The following is a 21,848-nucleotide window of genomic DNA, read 5'->3' as shown; positions in this document are numbered from 1 at the left end:
TATCGTCCAAAAAGTTCAAGCGTTTTCTTTGAAAGCAATGCCTTGATAAGGTGTGCTTCCCGTTATTTTTATGGATACTGCATTCAAATCCAAATTCAATAACAAGATCTCAGATTGTACGTCAAATTTTTGTTGATCAGCCATGCTCTTCAGGCTGTAGGATAAGAGATGGTCATTTGTTTTTTGGAACGCGATGTCGTAGGTGATTGGATGTTTGGAGCTTGCGGTATTTAGGCTTTGAAGCTTGTGAGCGGATGTTGTTTTATCGTAGGTGTGTAGATCAATGGTTTTTTTGTTCGAATTCATACAGATGTAGTTAAATCCTTCAGTAAGGTTCGTAGGACAGGATGATAAAAGTTCGACTTCGCTGGCATATCGCAATTTGCTGGTAATAACATGAGAGACAATTCGTACCTGATCTTGAAGCTCGCTCTGCTCATTCGCGCGTTGAAAGGACTTGACCCCAAACGCATAGGATGAAAAAGCTAGAGACAAAACAATCGTAAGCAGTACGATGGCGGCTAACAGTTCAATGATCGTAAGGCCTTTCTGGTCAAGCTTCACGTATCGCATATACCATCCCCTATTCTTAGATCCGAATTCTCCGTGAAGAGTAAAGTATATATAGGATACAAGTTACATGGTAACCCATGGAGAACTTGTACTGGTTGGCTTGTTGCTGGCATTCGAGGTATGCGGGATGACACATCGATAGTTTTTCCCGTTATATCGAACCTGGTCATCTAAGGTGTACGATACACCTGTCTTCCATGGCGTTGGTGTTGGAATGAACAATATCATTTTGCTGCCCGAAGTTCCGCTAATCTGTTTCTCAACCGTCTCGCCTTCAATTTTCAGTTGGCCGGTACCTTTAATTTGATGGATAGTCAGGTTACTTCCTGTGCCGGCTGTAGCTTGTTCCACTTCTTGCCGAGCTAAATGCATTTGCTCGCTTCGCTCACCGAATTTGTCAATGGAGCGAAATCCGTTGGAGAATAGGCTCACTAACACCGTTGCCATGATCACAAGGAGGACAAAAGACGCCAAAACTTCGATTAACGTAAATCCTTCTTCTTGTTTTCGTACGTTCATGTCATTCACTCCGATTGGCTAGGAATTTCTCCAGTTCTTGCGTTCAAATTTGCGAGATTCTTTGATGAGATTGGCGATGGAGGCGTCGTAGTTGATCACATTACTACCTTGTAATGTCACTTTTTTAGTAACCATTGCACCTTTTAGATCTATCGACCCATTCGTAGAAGTGTATTCCGCCGTGGGAGCATACAAAAGGACACCGTGCAAATTAAAAGACCCATTGAGATCGATTGAATCTTTGACATGAAGAATTACCTTTTTACTCAATAAATTGTTAATCGTAAACGATGCAGCTACTTTGATATTATCCATATAAAGATGAATGATCCCGTTGCCGGTACCTGTCACATTAATAACAGTCGTAGCTGGTTCAAACTTCTTGAAAACGATATGCATGTCCTTGTTATTCGTCATGTTGATTTCAAATACAGCGTCTGAAGACAAATAACTTCCGTAATAAGCCGATTCACTTATTGAGGCATTAATCACTAATGTTTTAGTGATCCAACCTGTTATATCTGGAAAAGGGATTGCAGGAGGAAAAGCTCCTGAATAATTTGATTCTGCACTCCCCCCATCTAATTTGATTTCATCCCCGCTGATGCTCCCACCGGCAGCAATATTACCTCCGTTGTTCACGATGGTCTCCCCTGTATTTACAATATCCTTAGATGCAAGAATCGCGTGATCTATCGTCACCACAGGTTCATCCATTCCTAACGTCAACGAAGCCTGGTTCGTAACTTTCCCCAAGGTTCCCTTGGAAGAAATAACAATTGTATCGTCGGGGCCTCTCGTAACATTTGCCCGAAAAGTGCCCGTTCCTAGCGATATGTCCTGCTCTAAGTAACCCTTATTGAGGTTCTTTATTTCATCAGTGGTACTCACCGAGACAGGATTATAGTGATCAATAATATATGACGCAACAGCATCTGCACCAGACTTCGCTATGTAGAATGCCTGCTCTTTTTTCTCCTGATGAACGGTTCGGGCAGCTTGGCTTACGCTTACTCCAAGAAGGGCCATTCCTAAAATGGATAAAGCTGTTACTAAGATCAGCACCATCGGGAGAGCAAATCCCCGTTCGTTCTTAATCATCGTTCACCCTCATTCCTATATCTATTTCATACAATATTCTCCAATTTCATCGCAATTGTAGCAGACAATCCTTAAATATGGAATATTCAAAATTCCAATATTTAGTAAAAAATGTCGTATGATGGATATTTATCCCTGTTTTCGAGAGTATTACCCCCTCCAAAACAAGGGACCTAAGACACATTTTTGTATTATCAAGGGTGTGTTTCATACTACATCACGTTCGAAATGTGATTGCGCACGGTTTTCTCACTGATAAACAATTGTCCCGCAATATCCCGGGTTGTTTTGTCTTACTCATATTGATTGTGCCAAAAGTTAATTATTGAGGTTCTTCAAAAAATAAAGGAAACCAGCTTACTCAGCGGTTTCCTTTTTTAATGATATTTGCTTATTCCTAACGATGTTCAAAGCAATTTCAACTAATGATTCTCTAAATTCTTTCCACTCTTCATAAGTTGGTGCATGATCAGGGATAATGATGCCGATCTTTCCGTGTTTGCCTTCAATGAACAATGATACACGCTTATCAATGTCCGCATACTCATTCACCTTCTCTGCCATCCCCCCCACCCTGACAGTCTAATTTATCCTTATGCTCCCTGTTTGTTATTTAAAACAGCGATATCTTATCTGGGGGTTAGTAAGGAATGAAGTATCTTTTTTAAACAGTTATCACTATCGAGAGAAACGATATGTAATAAAAAGTTTTATTTCCAGTTAGCCACCCTCGGCCGGGGCGGGGGCCCCGATCGAGGGTGGCGCTATTTTCTTAATCACTCGGTTGTCTCACATTTATGGATTTTTATCCCTGGAGTTATCGAACTATACTGCCAGTAAGCATAACGCGGCTACCGATTTGTACCGGCAGCCGCGTTATAGTTGATTATTGAGCTAACGTGTCCCTTCCCTCGTTTTTAAGGGTTTATCTCACATATACTCACTCATTCGCAGGATTTCATCACCTGTGATCAGATGAATCTATGGAATCAGCACAGATAATACCGGTTGAGGTAGTGGGCTGGGCATGCGGGAACAGAGGAACCGTCTGGAATAATTCCCTAGTTAGTTTCTACTGCACGCATACTCCACAAATCCCTGGAGGTTCACCCTCCCACGACTCGACGGGTCAATGCCCTGACATTCCTTCGTTATTCCTGTCCAAGGTGTGGAGACCGATAGCGTTTAGCGGATGGGTCTTAGCCCTTTTGGGACACGAACTCGGTCCTCCGTGCTTTCTTTGTGAAACCCCGCGAACGAGTCAATATACGTGATGCTTCTTAACTTAAGCTGCTTCTGTCCAGGTCAAGACGGTCTTCTCTGGTGTGAATTTTTCTCCTCGTTGAACAATACCGACTAGAATTCGTGCGAGCTTCCCAATTAACTTAAAAATGGATTGCTGCTTTTTCATCTTCTTTTCTTGCAAATTATGTTCATGCAAATGGCGGAAAACGCGATTATTCCAAACGAGTTGAACCGTCGCGAGATAGAGAAATTTGCGCAAGGCGGAGTCTCCTCGTTTCGAAAGAACAATTTGCCCTTTTCGCTTTCCGGACGTGCTTTGGGCCAAATTCATGCCAGCCTTCCGTAATACCTGACGTCCGTGCGCATACTGCCTTAGATCCCCTGTACCAGCTAAAATGGCCGCAGTGAAGATCTTCCCGAGTCCTTTTATGGTTCGAAGCTGCTGCGCTCTTATTCCCGTTTTGTCTTTGAAATTAACTTAATGATATTGCGGCCGTGAGTGGCGATTTTTACAGCGTTGTCACTCCGTTGTTTGATCAAATGTAACACCTAATATGAAATCAACTCCCTTCTGTGCTTGCCCTGCAGCCTGAACAATCATTTTATTATCTGATTTAAGCTTTCGTAACCAACCGCCAATATAGGCCACACTATTATTAAAGGTGCTATTATCAATCCCTGCCACACTGCATAACATCGCTGCGCCTATCTCTGCAACAAATTCCTCTTTGCTATAAGTATCACTACCAAATGCCGCAACCTCGGTTATTCCTGAGCGTTTTAAGCGTTTATCATGCCCTGTACTATGAATATATTCATGAAATAAAGTCGAATAATATTCTTCGGGCTTCTCGTAATCCCGTAACGTCGGAACGCTAATATAATCATGTATGATATTAACGCGGTGATTCGCTAAACCAAAGAGACATAAAAAAGACTATCGACGGTACTTTGTCGACAGTCTGAATCGCTGCCTGATAATCCAGGCAGCGATTTTTTATATAACCCATATGATGATTGCATAATACGCTATTATTATCTTAATAAAACCTCTTGCTGTTCCTCTACAATTCTATTCGCCTGCAAATCTACAAACCTACAACAGCTTACTTTGCTTCGCTTTCTTCAAGAACTTATCGCTGTTCTTATTAATTGTCTTCTTCAAGCCTATACCAAGTACAAAGGCAATTCCGATATAGATCAACAGGATAAGTACATGCTTCGTCACAACATCCCATAGTATTCCCCCCACTGCCTCACGCATAATACCTATCGCATGTGTGAACGGCAGGAACGGGTTCAGCTGCTGGAAGAACTTCGGCGTCATTTGAATCGGGAATGTACCACCAGAGGCCGCCAATTGGAACACAAGCAATACAATGGACAACGCCTTACCTACATTACCGAATACCGATACCAACGTATAGACGATGCTGACGAATATGATACTGATGAAAATCCCGAACGCGAAGAACCAGAACTTGTGAACGACATATGTTTTGAGCAGGAACATGTCACCTAGTGTCACGATCATACTCTGACTTATACCGATCGTTACAAAGGTCAGCCAACGTCCGAAGTACACTTGGTAGCTCTTATAGTCATGTTTGTTCTCGATGTCTACAATCAGCATGGAGATGAGCAGCAAGCCGCCGACCCACAATGCCAATGTCGTGAAGAATGGTGACATCGCTGAACCGTAGTTCGGTACAGGGAACAATTCATGCTGATTAAGCAATACCGGCTCCGCGAAGAACTGGCTTTCCTTAGCCGCATCCTTACGAAGCAAATCAATGACTTGATCCAGATCACCTTTTTCTTCCAATTCGCGGATTTTGGATGCAATGTCTTTCACTTTCTTTTTGATTTCTGGGAACTTATCACTGAATTCATCCAGTCCCTCGTCCCCAGTGTGAATCTTGTCCTTCACATCAGCCAGTGAAGCCTCGACTTCTGGAATCATCGAGAATACTTCTTTTTTCACATTCTTGATGAAGTCCAAGCCTTTGCGGGAATCGATGACACCCTTGTCGAAGGCAGGGACAACATCCGAATCGATCTTCCCGATTACTCTATCGATTGACGTGCTCGTATCCTTCGTGGCATCATATATCTTTTGCAGCGCATCCTTCGTCGGTTGATTCGCCTTGCCGGCCGCTTCACTTGCACGCTTCAGCATATCCGACAAATCGGCCAGTTTCCCTTTTACCTTATACATACTATCGACAATGTCTGTAATCGCACCATCATCTACCGTTTGCTTCATTTTCTCAGTGGCGGTGATAAGCTTATCCGCTAGATTCTGACCGTTACTGATGTGCTTCTGTGCATTATTGATTTGATCAATTACATTGTTCGCCGTATTCCGGTTCATGATCTTATCTGTCATTACGATGACATTGTTAGTGCTTGCCTGCATCTTATCGATCATCTTCAAAGCATCACGATTCAATGCCTCCATATCCCCGCGGATCGTATGGAATCTTGGTTTAATTCCATTATCATAATCGCTAATGAGCTGAGCAACGACCTCACTTGCTCTTGCTGCCGCTTCTGCGCCAATCTGTTTGCCGCCAGCCAGTCGCTCCTGCAGTAGTGTGAGCTTCGTCTCCATGCCCTTCAATTGAGCAATCAACAGATCAGTGTCTATACCTGTCACTTGGGCCAGCTTATTCAGCTGATCCTTATACTTCTCTAAGGAGCCTAATGTGAGCTTCAACTGATTCGTCATATCCTCGACAGCTGCATTCAGCTTTTCGGTTAGTGACGCATCTGTCTCACTACCCTGAATAAGCTTGTTGACGCGATCAACCTTTTCTTGCAGCTGACCGAGATGCTCTCGGTACGTCTTGCCTAATCGTTCTGCATCATCGAACGCCTTGGATACTGTCGGTGCAATCTGTGAATTCAAGCTTGTTCTGGCTTTATCCAGAATCGAGTTGACTTCGATTGCCTTATTGCGAATATCCCTCAGCTTATCATCCGCAATCGATTTTGCAGACTCAACTGTTTTTTGTGCTTCATCCAGACGCGCCTTCAGATCCTCCGCGCCCCGTTTCGCATCAGTCAAGGACTTGAGCACATTATCGAACAGACCATTATTCTTCAAATTCCGATCTACATCTTCAACTGTCGTAATGAGTCGCTGTAAGGAATTCATCCCTGACTCCACTTCGACGCTCTTCTTGGCCAGCTCTGTCTCTACCTTGCCAAGATCGAAGTCGGAGTTCATGATATTCTCCACGACCTTCGATGTATCCGTTACGGCACCCTGAAGCTGCCGCAGATTGTCTTTGACAACGGGTACTTCCTTATGGAAAGAATCACTGCCCTTATCGAGCAAATTCTCTGCATCTGTAATTACCGAATCCGGTCGGTTCTCGTAGCGCTTGATGACACGGATGGCAGACTCTGCCTTGCTAATGAAGTCCTTCGCCTTGATAATATCGACTTGGCCTGTCTTCATCAGCTTCTCGATCTCCGGCAGCTTCTCATCCAATTTGAAGATGTTATCTCTTAGCTTCTTAATGTCCGGCTCATTCGTGTCAAGCTGAAGGCCGACATCATTGAAAATATCGAATATCGCTTTGTTCGCCGTTTCTACGAAGTTGCTGCTAATGTTCGACACCAGCGTCGAGGCTCCTGCCCCAGCGACCTTCGGCGAGATAGCGTTAATCTTTTCATTGATATAATAATCAAGCTGTGCCTTCTCCGGATGATCAGAGATGACGGAAGAGATCTTCTCAGAGAAATCCTCTGGGATAATAATGGCTGCATAATAATCGCCATGATTAACCCCTTTGATTGCCTCATCCTTCGTAACAAATCTCCAACCTAACTTCTTATTTTCTTTTAACTGTTCGATAACCTTTGCCCCAACATCAAGATCCTTGCCTTCTACCTTGGTAGCTTTATCCAAGTTCGCAACCGCAACCGATACATCCTTCGTATTGGAGTACGGATCCCATGATGGGAGAATGTTGAACCATGCATATAGGGAGGGCAGGATCACTACTGCTAAAATAACAATAATTGCAGCAGGATTTGTAATAATGTTGCGAAGATCCGTTTTATAAATGTGTAAGATGTTCTTCATCCCACTGCCACCACCGTTCTACTTATAAAATGTAATGCGTTATCCAATTCTAGCAATCCCCTTCTGAGCTGCCCCATTCAGCAAATAGAATTCAAGCAAATGAGAAATTTGATCCTGATGGATAGCCTTCGCACGCTTCGGCCATTCCACGACAAGCGCTGCGTAGGTCTTAATAAATAGGAAAGCAGTCAGTTCGGCATCACAACTCTGCAGCTCGCCTGAATCAATAGCTAGTTCTACCTGCTCTTTCACAAAGTGCTGAAGCGCATCTTCCACCTTGCTCATCTCAGACATCACAATCTCGGTCCCCATCTCCCGCATCTCGTGTGAGAGAATAACCATCATCTCATGCTTGGATCGGAATTCCAACACATTGTGCAGAGTACGGTGCAAGTTCTCTATGAAGGTTCTCCCTGCCTGAACGGATGACTGTGCAACCTCCAGTATGTCTTGAATGAATCTATCCATAATGGCTTCCAGCAGCTCTTCTTTCGTTGGGAAAAAACGATAAATCGTCCCCTTGCCCACATGAGCAAGTCTCGCAATCTGATCCATTGTGCTGCCCTTATAACCATATAATGAAAATGACTGTGTTGCTGCCTCTATAATCCTCGTTCTTCGATCTACGATCATACGGATTCCTCCTTTCTGCAAAGAGACGATTACGATCAGGTTCTAGAAATACAGAACTAATTGTGAATTTCGGTCACTCAGACTTGCTATTATACTTCCAGTAAAATAAATTTGCAAGAAACGACAGGCGGTCACTTGATCGCGATGGGAGTTAGTGAGGAACGTGTTCCACGTGGCGGCCGCGCTTTTATCCGAGGGAACCGACGTAGGAGGTAGCTACAATGCCTTTCGGTTTCACAAAAAAAGGAGACTTTTTTAGTCTCCCTTCGCTTTCTCTTCAGGCAAATCCAATTCAATTAGCCTTTTTCCCTCTGATATTTTCAACACATAATGCTTGAGCTCAAGCCACTGTGAGACTTCTTCAGCCACTTTAATAGGAACAATTGCTTTCCCGTCCTCCTGGATTTGTGCAATGTACTTCTCGGTAGTCTTCATGTCTATCGCTCCTTAAATAAGGTTTTTATGGGGTATCCGCCCCGATAAGGGGCGCTATCTTTCTATGCCGACAATTGATCGAACTTGATAAATAAAACCTCCCATAAGAGCTATTAAATCTAGTTTTGCTTCATATGGGAGGTCCTAATCTATTTAACTCCCTCGGTTCGATATAGTTTTCACACGAATGCTCACTTATTCACAGGATTTCACCCTTGCTAGAAGAAAAGAATGATTGGAAGAGGGACCTCATAATAGACCCGAGCAACATGAAGGCACAAGGAAATATAAGAGGAGATTAAATCCCTATATTATTCCATATACTGCACGCATTCTCCACGCCGCCCTTGGAGGGTTGGAATGTCAACACAAAATCAGACTACTTTTTTAAGGGCTTTCTTCTTGAACTCAACTGGACTTAAATAACCTAAAGTTCCGTGAACACGAGGGTGGTTAAACCAATTAATATAATCATCCAGTTCAAGCTTTAAATGCTCCATGCTATGAAAAGTCTTCTGTTTAACAAGCTCCGTTTTTAAAATTTTGAAGGTAGCTTCTGCAACTGCATTATCGTATGGGCAGCCTTTCATGCTCAAAGAACGGCCGATGTTGAAGGCAGTCAGTGTCTCATCGATGAGCTTGTTTTTAACTCGCTTCCGCGATCCGTGTGAAACAATTGAATTTGACTTTATAAAATACAACTTGATTCGGTATATTATCACCCCATAATCGGTTATAATTTTTAGTACATACCAAACATATATACCAAAAAATGAAAGGAACCTTTGTCATGTTAAATTCGGATTACCTTCAAAGTCTGGGTATCGATTCCATTATTAATTATTTACGGAAATCAAGACAAGACTTAGAGCTTGAAAGAAGGACCGGGGAAGATACTCTAAAATCCCAAGCGGACTTAATGGAACGCGTATTAGCTCCATTAGGGATACCTTATGAGCAAAAAGCAGAAATCGGATCCGGTGATAAAATATCAACGCGTCCTGTTTTTCAAGGCGTTATTGAAGATCTGAAAGTTGCTAAATATCAGGCCATCGCAGTAAAAGAAATCTCCCGGATGGGACGTGGATCGTACACGGATATGGGTATTATCTATGATCTACTGTGTGAAAGACGCATTTACATCATTACACCCTGGAAGGTCTATGACCCTAAGAACCCAGCAGATTTACGCCAAATTCGTTTTGAACTCTTCATGAGTCGCGAGGAATTTGAAATGACGAGAGAACGATTAACGGGTGGTCGCTTTAACAAAGCACTGACGGGTCAATGGATGGCAGGTAAATCTCCCTTCGGGTATTCATTAAATAGCACAACCAAGAAGTTGGAAATTAATGAAGAAGAAGCGAAAACAGTACGTATTGTCTTTGATCTCTTTATTAATGGGATTCAATCCAAGAATGGAACAGTCAGGGATGTTCGATCCCGTGCTATAGCTACACATCTAAGGAAGATTGGGATTCCTAGTCCCCAAGGAAAAGTGAATTGGCGGCCTGAGGGCATTGATTATATGTTACAGAATGAGGTTTATATTGGCGTGCTTAAATATAGAAGTACAATGACAATTGAGGGTCGAGCGGTGGAACGTCCAGAGGATGAGCGTGTCGTTATTCAAGATGCACACGATTCAATTATTGATCCTGAGACTTGGAAGCAAGCTCAAGACAAACTACAGAATAAAAGAATCATTCATGTTCCACGGGTGAAATCTGAGTTTATTCCTTATGAGCTTTCTGGATTGACGATATGTAAAGTATGTGGGAAAAGAATGGTCAGACAATACAGCAACCGCCCCTATACAAAAAAGAATGGAGAAATCTCCTACCATGAAAAAGAACTCTTGTGGTGCTCTACTGCTGGATGCACGTTTGTTAAATACCGCCCCATTGTGGAAGATTTAATTGAAGTATTGAGATACTTCAAGGACATCGACGATAACGACAATGTGATTGAGGAGAAGCTAAAGGCCATAACAGCGCAAAAGAATTTGCCCCCTAAAGAAACGGAAGAAGATATTACGCAGCACATAGAGAGAAGAAAAAAAGAGCTAAAACACCGATTGAAATTTGCTCTATCCAAACATGCAAGTGGTGTATATGATGATGAATTATTTTTGGAACAAAAAAATGAAATTGATGCTGAACTTGAACGACTTAACACATTATCTCAACAAAGGGAACAGCAACAAGAGGACGAAAGAGAAGAAACGATTGATATCCATCTGGTCAAGCAGAACATGACTACGATTCTGGATCTTTATAATGCTTGTACGGATCGAGGTGAAAAAAACACATTATTACGTAAGGTGTTTGATCATGTTGTTATCGAGAGACTAGAAAAGGGACGTGGATCCTCACCGTCAAAGCATATCATCTATCCCGTTTTAAAGTATAATTTTATCAGGTCTGATTTTTGGCACAATCAGTAAGGCGTAGTTTTGTCTTGCACCAGCAGCTCGAAAACTTCGCGCTCGCGATTCGTCAATAAAAATTTCGTTTTATGGTCGCTACCCTTCAATAGTCAAGGTTGTACATTTTCTATAATCCTTCCTTATGCTTTCGCATACGGTAAAACCATGATTTAACAACACTTTTATTGGCAGCAAAAAGATATATCAACGTTTCTTATCCTTTCCTATTCTTTGATACCCTTGCATTTCTAGCACCACATTTAACACCAAATTACTAGTTTTTTTATTTTTGGTGCTACTAACGAAAGAAAGAGCAGAATATACCTGCTCTTCCAAGTTTACTTATGCTTTTCCATCATACCAATTTAAAAATCCTTCTCGAGGGACTAATATACGTTTTCCAACCCTTACACAATGGAACACCCCCGAATGCACCAACTCATAAGCTTGATCTTTACCGATACTCAGAAACTCTTTTATATGCCTTACTTTCAGTACTTCAGGTAATTGTTCTCTCGTCATCACAAACACCACCCTATACTATTTTGTATATTCTATGATGTTGTGGCTGTCCAAATTGCTTACCTTACCAGCTCCCTTAAATACAAAAAGTCAAGCCGCCCGGTCTCTTCAGCAACCGCACGGCTTGATTATGCTCTTAACTTATTTTTTATCCGGATACTTCAGTTTGTACTGGTCGGCGAACTCTTTCATGATTTTTTGCACATCCGGATCGGCTTTCATTTTATTTACGTATGCTTCCCACTCTTCAATCGGCGATTGACCCGTTACGACTTTGGTCATGACGGTCTCTCTGTCTTTGAACAAATCCGCGGCCCTCTTGGAGTTCGTATCGGAGACTAGCCCAAGGAACGGATCTGGCGTTGCGACAGCCATGTAATCGTCCACCATTTTCTTCTGCTGTTCATTCACTTCATCCGGTGCCGACAGGTTGACAGCCTTGATGTATTTATCGAAAATACCCGCAACGATTATAGCATTGCTCCACGGATCTTTCTTCTTCGCTTCTTCGTTCACTTTCACCTTACCGTTCTCTTTCGTATAGTGAATACCTTCAATGCCATTAACGCTCAGATCAACGATCTCCGGAGAGGCCGCTTGATCCAAGTATTGCAGCAACTTCTCGATCTTGTCCTTCGGCGTTTTGGCGGAAATGCCCAGGATACCGTAATAGCCAGAAAATTTGATGCTCGCATACCCGTCCGGGCCTTTAAGCGGCGGCACATTGACAAGCTCCGCCTTCGGATCGGCCTTCTTCGTATCCTCCAGATACTTCCACAAATTCAAGAAGTTACTGGCCGGTGCCCCGACCTTACCAGCTGTCGAGAGCTTGTCTTCCTTCAACACAGAATACTCCTGCGGCAATGCCTTGATCGCATACATTTTATGCGCATATTCCAAATAGTCACGATACCCTTTGGTCATCCAGGTCAGCAGCATATTATCGCCTTCGAACGTCGGCTTATATGCGCCGAACGCAACGGATAGCTGAGGACCGACAATGGACATCCCTGGACCGAGACCGGCATAACCGATCGTATCCGCTTTGCCGTTGCCGTCCGGATCCTGCTCGACGAACGCTTTCATCACATCGTAGAACTCGTCGGTCGTCGTCGGCATTTTCAGGTTCAGCTTATCGAGCCAGTCTTTGCGGATATAAATCGTATGGTCAGCTATCGAGCGTGGACGAGGAACGCCATAAATTTTACCGTCTACCTTGGAGTTCTCCCAAATATCTTTAGGAATTTTGGCCAAGTTAGGATACTTCTCGAAATCGCCCAACAGCGGGGTCAGATCCACAAAAGCGCCCTGCCGGATCGCGTTTACGGTCGTTGCCCCTGTAGGGTCCTCAATGAGCGTGATGTCAGTCAACTCGTTCGAGGAAAGCGCCAGATTGAACTTATCGTTATAGCTCGAAGCCGGTATTGCTTTAATGTCCAGCTTGGTGTTCGTCCGCTTTTCCACTTCCTTGAAAAAGGGACCGTTAAAATCCGGCGGTTCTCCATAAAGAATCGTCGTGAAGCTGATCGGCGTCGGACCGTCCGCCTCCTTTCCGCTGTCAGTCCCCGTGCCACTGCTTGAACCTCCGCCGCCGCACCCTGCGATGAGACCGAATGTGAGCATCAGCGGAACCGCCATTTTGACTAATTTTTTCCCTTTCATAGTCAGAACCCCTCCTAATAATATGGATAATGAAGCTATGTCAACCCTTCACTGAGCCAAGCAGAACGCCCTTGGCAAAATACTTTTGCAGGAAAGGGTAAACCGCCAATATTGGAACCATGACGACGACCAGCGCAGCCATCTTCACCGTTTCCTCGGGAAGTGTATGCTCCAGCGTTTCTCTCACTTCCGCGCTGCCGATCGCCGACTGGCTCACCATCAGTTGCTGAAGCAAAACCTGCAGCGGCCATTTATCCGCATCTTGAATGTACATGACGGCGGAGAAATACGTATTCCATTGGCCCACCGCGAAGAACAAGCCGAAAGCGGCTAATGCCGGCAGCGATAATGGAAGGATGATCCGGTAAAATACTTTCAGTTCGTTGCAGCCGTCGATGAGCGCCGCTTCCTCCAAACTTTCGGGCAGCCCTTGGATGAACGATTTTAATACGAAAATGCTCCAAGCGTTCGTAAGTCCCGGCAATATGAGAGACCATAGCGAATCAAGCAATCCCAGTTCTCGGATCAGCAGAAAATTCGGTACCAATCCAGCTCCAAACAAGAAAGTGAAAAGCACCAGCGACAGCATAATCCCCCGTCCAGGCAACTGTTTCTTCGTCAAGGCATAGGCGAACGTCATCGAGAACGCCAAGTTCAACACCGTCCCTACGATCGTAATGAAAACGGTAGAGCGAAACGAATAGAGAAAGCTGTTGGACGATAAAATGTAGCGGTACGAATCGAGAGACCACTGCTTCGGAAATAAAATCACATCACCGGTTACATAAACGGCAGGATCGGTAAACGATACAGCGATGACATAAACGAACGGAAACAGCATCGCCAAAGCGGCCGCGATAAGTACTGTATAAATGATGGCATCGGGAATCGATGCGCGAAGCGACTTGCGCAACGTCATGTTCTTTGCACCCTTTCCTTGTAATCAATATAAGCCTTCTTCTCCAAATTTTTTCGCAAGACGGTTCGCCAGCATGACAAGCACGAGTCCGACAATCGATTTGAATAAGCCTACGGCAATGCTATAGCTCGTTTGACCGGATAAGATCCCCTGCTTGTATACATAAGTATCGAACACTTCGCCAACTGGCAAAACGAGCGGATTCAACATAAGCAGCACCTGCTCGAAGCCGACGTCCATCATGTGCCCGACCCTCATGATAAGCAGAATGACAATCGTGCTGCGGATAGCCGGAAGCGTAATGTGCCACACCCGGCGGAATCTTCCCGCACCGTCCACGATGGCTGCTTCGTAAAGCTGCTGATCAACCCCGGCGATCGCCGCCAAAAAAATGATCGTTCCCCAGCCTACTTCCTTCCAAATGCTTTGCATTGTCAGCAAGCCCCAGAAATAATTCGGATTCGTCAGAAAGCTGACCGGTTCGATGCCCATTGCCGTCAATCCCTTATTAACCAATCCGATATCGGTGGATAAGAAAAAATACGTAAATCCTACAATAATGACCATCGACAAAAAATGGGGCAAATAAACGATGGATTGAATAACGCGCTTCACCGGCTCGATTTTGATCTCATTCAACATCAAGGCCAGAACGATAGGCAACGGAAAGAAAAAAATGAGATTCACAAGGTTGATGCCCAGCGTGTTCCTCAGCAGAACCCAAAACATGTCGTGGGTAAACAAAGTCTCAAAATGCTTGAAGCCGACCCATTCGCTCGCCAAAAATCCTTTAAACGGGCTGTAATCCTGAAAAGCGAGCAAAATCCCCCACATCGGAGCGTATTTAAATACGAGAAAATAAATAACGCTAGGCAACGCGAGCAGGTAGATGTATTTATGTTTCACCACTCGCTTCCACAAGTGACCCGTTTGCCGACGGGGATCGTTTATTCCTGGTCTCACGGTCGTTTCGCTTGACGTTACGATTGTCTTCTCCTCCTTTTTTAGTTCCCCCATATTGCATTCTCCATAACTAAGGATAAGCTTGGAGGCTTCAATCTCTGCAGGTGCTTCCTGTCCATTCCGGGCGGATACTCCCTGCTGTTAAACCGAGCATATACGAAATTGGAGCTTCCTTGGAAGATGCTATTTGATGCTCTGGAAAATCATTCAAGGAAGGCGCGCTGCATCAGGCTGGAGAGCGGCGTGCGGTCTTTTTTTACACTGCTAACTGTCAATAAAACAAAAAAAGACCGCCCTTTTAAGGCGGTAAAGGACAGCATAGGTTCCATTTAGCGCGGGTTTTGGCCCTGCTCGCGATAAGTGGCCGGTGAATGGCCAGTCAAATTTTTGAAGACGCGGCGAAACGATCGCTCTGTATAATTGATTTTCTCCGCTATAGCCGCAATCGGCTCATTTGTATGAACCAGAAGCTCCTTGGCTCGTTCAATTTTCAGCTCCGATACATAGCTTGTGAAGCTTTGTCCGGTATATTTTTGAAACATTCTACTGAAATAGGAAGGGCTCAAGTCGACATAGCTTGCAACGGATTGAAGCGTATGATCCAGGTTGACCGCTTCGATCATATACTTTTTGGCCCGTTCCACCAGATGCTTGCCCTTTCCGTCGATCGCTTCTTCAAACCTCGGGAACAAAATCGGGAAAATGACATCCCGGAACCATGTTTCGATCTCGACAACCGTCCTGCTGGCGCTGATTCGCTCGAAGGCATCGGTTTCGGACAGCTGATGAACCCCTTCGTCCGATAGCTCCTTCAATTTATGGAAGAAGGACACGTACAACATATGAAAGGCCTGGTATACCTGAGAAGCCGGATAATCCCTGCTCGTGACGGTTTGCGCGAATAATGCAAACGCCTCCATCGTGCGTACCCGGTCGCCGTTCTGCAGTTCCCGCATGATGGTTGCCTCAAGCTCGAACGGGTAGCGCAACGCATCCCTGTCCGGCCGCAAATCCTGGATGCCGATCGTCCGGTTTCCTCCCTTTACGATCCTGTACTTTAGCGCTTCCTTCGCTTCCATGCAGGACAGCCGGACATTCTGAATATGATTGTATGTATTGCCGATGCCGACAGATGCGTTAAATTTCAAATACGTGTCGATCGACATGCGAACCGATTCGCACACTTGGTAGGAGACCGCGGAAAGCTGCTTGTCCGACCATTCCGGGGACATTTGCAGCACGACGATAACCTGTGCCGCTTCCACTCCATTAATGAAGTACGCCTTAATGTTGTGCTGATTGGCAATATCCTGACAAATGCTTGAGATGGCGAGCAAAATAAGCTGCCTGTCCTCTTTGCGGAATTTATCGTACATCTCGTGATTTTCCGCTTCGACCACGAACACTTTCCACTTGGCATGTGCGCTTACACCGTGGAGATTGCACAATTCCGTCAGGCGATCCAACGGTTCATGGGCATACTGGCCATACACCATGTTCATGAAGAAAACATCACGCAAGAGCGGCGCATTGCGGCTAGATTGTTCGCGCAGCGCACCAACTTGAAGCTTCAACTGATCCCAGTTGTTGCGAATCCACGTCCACTCGTCGATTTTGGTGGAATGCGTATCCCCGGCCGTTTGCTCCTGGCCAAGCAGCTTGCGGATCGGCGCATACAGCTTACGCGAGTTGATATATAGAAGAAGCATGCCGAGCGCCAGCGCGCCCAAGCATACGATAACGGTCAACCTGCCAACATTGGCTCTCTGCCCGTTCAACTCGGTAAGTGGAAAATCGAGTACAGTCGTCCAGCCGTTTACGGACGATTTGGTAAAGATGGACAGCGTATTACGGGAACTATCCTTATAAAACCCGGTTTGCTCGGAGGCGTTCAAGATGTTCTTCTTCCAAGTCGCGTCCGACTCACGGCTTTGACCGTCTTTCGATCGTTCGATCAGCGATACGACGACACCCGATTCGCTCATCACCATCATGCGCCCGGACTCACCAAGCCCACCGGTATTCATGATGTCAGCCAAAGCGCGTTTATTCAAATCGACGGTTAAATACGCCTGCGGGGTGTTGGAAATGGCGGGAAGAGACTGTACGAACGTAAATGATCCGCTTCCCTCCTGACCGTTCGGGATCCATCTCATCGGCGAATCCGGGTTGTTCGTTCCAACGTACGAATATTTCCCCGCTGGATCATCAATCCGCTCGTAGCCGACGGTTGTGGTCAGCTCGATTTTTTGGCTAGGCAAAAATAGCCCGATTCGGGTCGAGTGCTCAATGGAACGTTCTAGCGCGGAAAGTTTTTTTTGGACATCCATCATTTCCGTATAATCATTCAAATCTGTCTTATAAAAATACTTCTGTATGGAACTATCAAACACTAAGCCGCGGGTAGCCTTCACTACCGTATTAAGTTCGGCGTCGATTCGCGCCTGAATTTGCAGCATCGTCTGGAGATTTGCCTGTTTCACCTGCTCCTCCAGATTGCGTGACAACATGGAGTAGGCCAGAAACGAAGCCAGTACGATCGGAATGCAAACGGTCATAAAGCCGAACCCGATTAGTCTGGCGTAGTATTTTCCCGAAAACAAAAATGATCTCAACTTCATTGTCATTCTTCGCAAGACATATACTCCTCTGCCCATTATTGAAAGCGTTACCAATATTATATTTGTAATAATTATACAACATATTCAACAATGAGCAACGTCAAATGATGAATGAACATTTTCGTTAAGCATCCCCCTTAATAACACGATCCAATCCTTCTATAGATTCCGCTTGTATATTCGGCATTAAGTGCGAATAAGTATCCATTGTAATTGAAATCGATGAATGTCCTAATCTCTCGGACACGACTTTAGGATGAACTTTCTGTTGAAGTAGCATACTGGCGTGGGTATGACGTAAATCGTGGAATGTAATATAAGGCATTTCATATTTTTTGACTAAACGCTCCCATACTTTATACATCGATCTTGGTGGGACTGGATTGCCTTCCGATGTACATACAACGAGACCTATATCAATGTAATTAGGGCCACCCCACTGCTTTTCGATCTCAATTTTTCCTCGATGCTCAATTAACCGTGCGATTGTCTCATCTGTTATTGCGATGGATCTAATACTTTTTTGTGTTTTCAAAGTACTGCTTATTTCTCTATTCTTATGTGATAGCGTATGCTGTATGTGAATCACTTTGTTCTCAAAATCGATATCATTCCAATGTAATCCTAATATTTCACCTTGGCGCATACCCGTCATAATTGCTAAGAAGAATGTTATAGAATATCGACTTTCCTCTTTAGATAAAGCGAAAAACCTGTTGATCTGTTCCGAATTCCATACGGTTAACTCCTTACGCTGCGCCTTTGGCTTCACGACAGACAATGCCACGTTCTTTTTTATCAAACCCATCTTAAAAGCATAGTTCATAGAAGTATTGAATACTGCAAATATACGTTTAACACTATTCTGTGCTAGCCCTCGATCATGTAAAGAAGAAATGAAAGATTCTACATCCATAGCCGTGATCCGCTCCAAATAATAATCACCGATTAGCGGGATAATATGTGTCCTTAAATAGGAATCATATAACTCACGAGTTCCTTTGGATAAATCGCGCTTATTCTCTAACCAGGTTGTGATGAAATCGGAAAACTTCGTGTTCTTCCCCTTCTTATACTCCCCATTCTCATTTTCGGTCATCGCCGCAGCCATTGCTAATGTTGCTTCTTTTTGCGTCTTGAAGCCGCGTTTCTTAATTCTTTCACGCTTACCGTTCACAAACTTACCAGAGTAGAATACGAAGTAATAGGGATTCTTCTTGGCTTTCCCATCTTTATATACTGGCAATTCCATCACTCCAATCATTGTGAAGTTCTTGCAACTATAGTAACACCAAATTAGCACCATTTAAACGATGTCACCAAAAATAATCACTAATAAACCTTATAAATAAAGTGATTTTCTTTTATGGTCGCTACCCTTCAATGGTAATTCCGTGTAGGAAGGTTTTGCATTTCTCGTTAGTGGAATAGTAGTGGAGTGGTAAGGGATTCTACCCTTACGTGAAGAATGGCAGCCGGTTGGCTGAGGGCATGTTCGGCTTGTTCATGGTTGATTTTCAAACCATATTATGCCACCAAAATGCCGCCAACCGTGCTTGTTCGGGGGAATTGGAGTACTTTAGATTATTGCTCTTTGAATACCTGAATATTTAAGGCGTATGCGAGCTTCTTCGTCGCCTCCCATTTTACCTTGTAAAATGTGTACTCGCTAATAGGCGGATCAAATACTTGATTATACACCACATAATTATATACGCGGTCCTTCTTGATTAATTCCGCCATTAAGATGCGTTCCCGTTGAGGAAGATGATCAATGATCTGTTCGATTCGTTCGCAATATAACTTGCGTTTCTCCGGCTCGTCCACGTTATAAACAGCGATACCCGCTGTCTTATCTGTGATATGGTTGGTCGCCCCTTGCGGACGATCTTGGTAAGAGGCAGTAACACTCGTCTCTCGAGCCTCGAACGTGATCGTTTTGAAAAATCGATACTTTTCCAGCGCGTCATCTACAGCCGCTTGTGTTCGCTTACGGTCCAATTCCTGCATTTGGGGGATAATCATTTGTTCCAATCGAGGTCCCTCCTTGTTCGTCTTGGTTAGACCATTATAACACATTTACAGAACATTTGTTCTTATTTTTTCGTCAAAGTGATATGTTTGTTCGCTGCATCCCAGTTCACGCTTGCTCCTAGGGCTTCTCCTAAGGAACGAACGGGTGCGTACGAAACTCCGTTGATGATCAGCGCGTCTGAAATAGGCTGTTCGTTTACGCTTAATGTCACGTCTGTTGAAATATTGTAACTTCCTCCACCCGTGTTTTTGGGCTTGAGTCCAAGGAATTGCGCTACGCCAGAGACATGTCCTTGCACGATTGCCGTGATGATCTCTGGTTGTTTCAATAGTGCTGCATCCTTTGCCACGTCGATAAAAAGATTTTCAGTTAGTACCGCAGGCATGTTGGACTCCCGGCACATATGAAGGTTTGCCCGTTTGGGTCCGCGATCGAGAACCTGATTGGCTTGTAGTTTTTGAATAATGGACTTGTGTAAGTTTTGTTGAAATTGGATTATTGCATCCGATACATTGCCGTTGTATATAAAAGATTCAAAGCCTCCATTGCCGCCTCCGGCATTGCAATGAATAGATACCAGCACGTCAGCTTTCGCGTTATTCGCGTAATCCGTTCGTGCTTTCAGCTCGACATACACATCCGTCGATCGTGTCATTAAACTTTTGACATCTTCGTATTGTTCCTCCAACAGCTTCGCTGCTTGTGTCGCAATGTTGAGCACGACATCTTTTTCTTGCAGGTTGTACCCTGCACCTCCCGGATCTTTCCCTCCATGTCCAGGATCCCATACTACGATTTTCGTCATTTTGATTCTCCCTTCCGCAATTCTGCTCGTTGTGTTTTCTTATCTAGTTCGCTGCTCACCCACTCTGTAATTTTTGCCATCAACCACTCCGGGAACCAGTTTCCCCACCCCGCTCGAATCGCATTCGCTGTCATGGATTGTAGATTGTGATAAAGTACACCAACTGCCAAGGCCCCGAATAAGATATCCGGCATTTGGAAGGCTTTATCTAGTAAATGGCCGCCAGCTGGTAATAAAAGAATGAAAAATGTCCGAAATACGCCATCGATCCCATACTTGCTTGCATAAGAGCTATCTTTCTGTGCGGCCCGAATGCCGCTTAACCAATCCAAACATACAAAAAAGATCAACGCCACCATCATCGCCCTCACCATCCCACCTCCTCCGTATAGAAATTCAAACCCTGGTACCAAGACCGCACCGAATAAAGAAACAAATAGCTTATCCATTATTTTATTCTCCTTAGGAAAAATAGCCCTCGGCGGATGGCCGAGGGCTGTTGTTGAAGTTGATACTCTACAAAATTAGAAAGATTACTTAATTGTTATTGATGATCGCTTCTAACTCATCATTCGTTATAACCCCAAACTGAACATATTGGCGAAGTTGTGGTTCTTTCGCCCAACCTTTTTCATAGTAATAGGCTAATCGTTCATAATCATTTTTAAACATCTGCTTTCGCCTCCAATTCGAGTAGTCGTAATTCCAGCGCCGTTACATTGCCACTAATTGTGTCATTCTGCGCTTTAAGATCGAGTATTTGCAGGTCCTTTTCGACGATCTGATTGCCAAGGACCTCGTTTTGCGTCCGCAACTCATGCGCCTCAAGTTCACGTTGTACCATCTGTTCGCCAAGCATTTCAATAGGATCGGGAACAGGAACGGGTTTCATCTCTTCGATCTCTTCCGGCGCTAATCCTTCGTGCCAAAAGTCCGAACCGTTCACTGCTTTTGGCGGCGCAGGTTTATCCTCTCCGCTTTCTTCGTCCCATTTCGATAGAGCGACGTAATAGGCGTCAAGCGCTGTCTCATACGCTTCCTTTGCTGCCTCGTAACCCGCAACGTCGAACTTTGGCTTTATAAAATCCAGCGGGTACGACGTAGGCTATCGTGTACCCCGTATCAATTAGTTCAACGTCTTCGATTGGGGGCGACGGTAACGTACCGTCTTCATTCGGCTCAGGTTTCGGGTATTCTTGGATAACAAAAACGCCTGTCACGGAATCCGCAACAAGCGTTGGCTCGACGTATAGACCGTTAAGGTCTGTTATGATTGCTTCTTTCATGTGCT

The 21,848-nt window shown here is 44.4% G+C and carries 21 protein-coding genes and 4 pseudogenes; 1 reads left to right on the top strand and 24 read right to left on the bottom strand.

Annotated features, from left to right (window positions below; genetic code table 11):
• Window positions 1-15: 15 nt before the first annotated feature.
• The 11 genes and pseudogenes from BVG16_RS05785 to BVG16_RS05735 all read right to left on the bottom strand — a co-directional run.
• Window positions 16-573, bottom strand: a complete 558-nt coding sequence (locus tag BVG16_RS05785; RefSeq protein ID WP_078497596.1) for a PilW family protein — start codon at window positions 571-573, stop codon at window positions 16-18.
• Between the two features lie 63 nt (window positions 574-636).
• Window positions 637-1,092 carry a carbohydrate-binding protein gene (locus BVG16_RS05780; RefSeq protein ID WP_078497963.1) on the bottom strand — a complete coding sequence of 152 codons (456 nt, stop codon included), beginning with the start codon at window positions 1,090-1,092 and terminating at the stop codon, window positions 637-639.
• Between the two features lie 18 nt (window positions 1,093-1,110).
• Entirely contained in the window at window positions 1,111-2,193 is a 1,083-nt protein-coding gene (locus tag BVG16_RS05775; RefSeq protein WP_078497595.1) for a DUF7305 domain-containing protein, read from the bottom strand.
• A gap of 212 nt (window positions 2,194-2,405) precedes the next feature.
• A pseudogene (locus BVG16_RS05770) lies at window positions 2,406-2,486 on the bottom strand (LuxR C-terminal-related transcriptional regulator); the annotation flags it as partial.
• Window positions 2,487-2,550: 64 nt separating this feature from the next.
• Window positions 2,551-2,757, bottom strand: a complete 207-nt coding sequence (locus tag BVG16_RS05765; protein ID WP_078497594.1) for a hypothetical protein — start codon at window positions 2,755-2,757, stop codon at window positions 2,551-2,553.
• A gap of 721 nt (window positions 2,758-3,478) precedes the next feature.
• A pseudogene (locus BVG16_RS05760) lies at window positions 3,479-3,886 on the bottom strand (transposase); the annotation flags it as partial.
• 72 nt (window positions 3,887-3,958) lie between these two features.
• Window positions 3,959-4,318, bottom strand: a complete 360-nt coding sequence (locus tag BVG16_RS05755) for a zincin-like metallopeptidase domain-containing protein (protein ID WP_078497592.1) — start codon at window positions 4,316-4,318, stop codon at window positions 3,959-3,961.
• Between the two features lie 216 nt (window positions 4,319-4,534).
• Complete coding sequence (locus BVG16_RS05750; protein WP_078497591.1) at window positions 4,535-7,534, bottom strand: YhgE/Pip domain-containing protein; 3,000 nt, start codon at window positions 7,532-7,534, stop codon at window positions 4,535-4,537.
• Window positions 7,535-7,573: 39 nt separating this feature from the next.
• The gene (locus BVG16_RS05745; RefSeq protein WP_078497590.1) at window positions 7,574-8,167 is read right to left on the bottom strand and encodes a TetR/AcrR family transcriptional regulator; all 594 of its coding nucleotides are present in this window, start codon (window positions 8,165-8,167) and stop codon (window positions 7,574-7,576) included.
• A gap of 255 nt (window positions 8,168-8,422) precedes the next feature.
• Complete coding sequence (locus tag BVG16_RS05740; RefSeq protein WP_078497589.1) at window positions 8,423-8,602, bottom strand: hypothetical protein; 180 nt, start codon at window positions 8,600-8,602, stop codon at window positions 8,423-8,425.
• Between the two features lie 374 nt (window positions 8,603-8,976).
• Window positions 8,977-9,284: pseudogene (locus BVG16_RS05735) on the bottom strand (IS3 family transposase); the annotation flags it as partial.
• Window positions 9,285-9,392: 108 nt separating this feature from the next.
• Between BVG16_RS05735 and BVG16_RS05730 the strand changes: the two are divergent.
• Window positions 9,393-11,048, top strand: a complete 1,656-nt coding sequence (locus BVG16_RS05730; protein WP_078497587.1) for a recombinase family protein — start codon at window positions 9,393-9,395, stop codon at window positions 11,046-11,048.
• Window positions 11,049-11,050: 2 nt separating this feature from the next.
• Here the strand turns inward: BVG16_RS05730 and BVG16_RS05725 are convergent.
• The 13 genes and pseudogenes from BVG16_RS05725 to BVG16_RS05665 all read right to left on the bottom strand — a co-directional run.
• A pseudogene (locus tag BVG16_RS05725) lies at window positions 11,051-11,137 on the bottom strand (helix-turn-helix domain-containing protein); the annotation flags it as partial.
• Between the two features lie 235 nt (window positions 11,138-11,372).
• Complete coding sequence (locus BVG16_RS05720; protein WP_078497586.1) at window positions 11,373-11,552, bottom strand: helix-turn-helix domain-containing protein; 180 nt, start codon at window positions 11,550-11,552, stop codon at window positions 11,373-11,375.
• Between the two features lie 141 nt (window positions 11,553-11,693).
• A complete protein-coding gene (locus BVG16_RS05715; RefSeq protein ID WP_078497585.1) occupies window positions 11,694-13,214 on the bottom strand; it encodes a type 2 periplasmic-binding domain-containing protein in 1,521 nt (506 codons plus the stop codon).
• 40 nt (window positions 13,215-13,254) lie between these two features.
• Window positions 13,255-14,133, bottom strand: a complete 879-nt coding sequence (locus BVG16_RS05710) for a carbohydrate ABC transporter permease (protein ID WP_078497584.1) — start codon at window positions 14,131-14,133, stop codon at window positions 13,255-13,257.
• Window positions 14,134-14,157: 24 nt separating this feature from the next.
• Complete coding sequence (locus BVG16_RS05705; protein ID WP_078497583.1) at window positions 14,158-15,150, bottom strand: ABC transporter permease; 993 nt, start codon at window positions 15,148-15,150, stop codon at window positions 14,158-14,160.
• A gap of 275 nt (window positions 15,151-15,425) precedes the next feature.
• Window positions 15,426-17,723, bottom strand: a complete 2,298-nt coding sequence (locus BVG16_RS05700) for a helix-turn-helix domain-containing protein (RefSeq protein WP_233146931.1) — start codon at window positions 17,721-17,723, stop codon at window positions 15,426-15,428.
• Between the two features lie 118 nt (window positions 17,724-17,841).
• A complete protein-coding gene (locus tag BVG16_RS05695; RefSeq protein WP_078497962.1) occupies window positions 17,842-18,963 on the bottom strand; it encodes a tyrosine-type recombinase/integrase in 1,122 nt (373 codons plus the stop codon).
• A gap of 338 nt (window positions 18,964-19,301) precedes the next feature.
• Window positions 19,302-19,742, bottom strand: a complete 441-nt coding sequence (locus BVG16_RS05690) for an ArpU family phage packaging/lysis transcriptional regulator (protein ID WP_233146930.1) — start codon at window positions 19,740-19,742, stop codon at window positions 19,302-19,304.
• Between the two features lie 71 nt (window positions 19,743-19,813).
• Window positions 19,814-20,557 carry an N-acetylmuramoyl-L-alanine amidase gene (locus BVG16_RS05685; RefSeq protein WP_078497580.1) on the bottom strand — a complete coding sequence of 248 codons (744 nt, stop codon included), beginning with the start codon at window positions 20,555-20,557 and terminating at the stop codon, window positions 19,814-19,816.
• Window positions 20,554-21,006: a phage holin family protein gene (locus BVG16_RS05680; protein WP_233146898.1), complete on the bottom strand. Its 453-nt coding sequence runs from the start codon at window positions 21,004-21,006 to the stop codon at window positions 20,554-20,556. The genes BVG16_RS05685 and BVG16_RS05680 overlap by 4 nt, the downstream gene beginning before the upstream one ends.
• 88 nt (window positions 21,007-21,094) lie before the next feature.
• Window positions 21,095-21,229: an XkdX family protein gene (locus BVG16_RS05675; protein WP_078497578.1), complete on the bottom strand. Its 135-nt coding sequence runs from the start codon at window positions 21,227-21,229 to the stop codon at window positions 21,095-21,097.
• A complete protein-coding gene (locus tag BVG16_RS05670; protein ID WP_144027303.1) occupies window positions 21,222-21,449 on the bottom strand; it encodes a hypothetical protein in 228 nt (75 codons plus the stop codon). Before BVG16_RS05670 ends, BVG16_RS05675 begins: the two co-directional genes overlap by 8 nt.
• 136 nt (window positions 21,450-21,585) lie before the next feature.
• Complete coding sequence (locus tag BVG16_RS05665; protein ID WP_078497576.1) at window positions 21,586-21,843, bottom strand: hypothetical protein; 258 nt, start codon at window positions 21,841-21,843, stop codon at window positions 21,586-21,588.
• Window positions 21,844-21,848 lie beyond the last annotated feature (5 nt).

The sequence above is a fragment of the Paenibacillus selenitireducens genome (genome assembly GCF_002021565.1).
GTDB classification, from domain to species: domain Bacteria; phylum Bacillota; class Bacilli; order Paenibacillales; family Paenibacillaceae; genus Paenibacillus_K; species Paenibacillus_K selenitireducens.
This window is presented reverse-complemented; position numbering and strand designations above follow the sequence as displayed.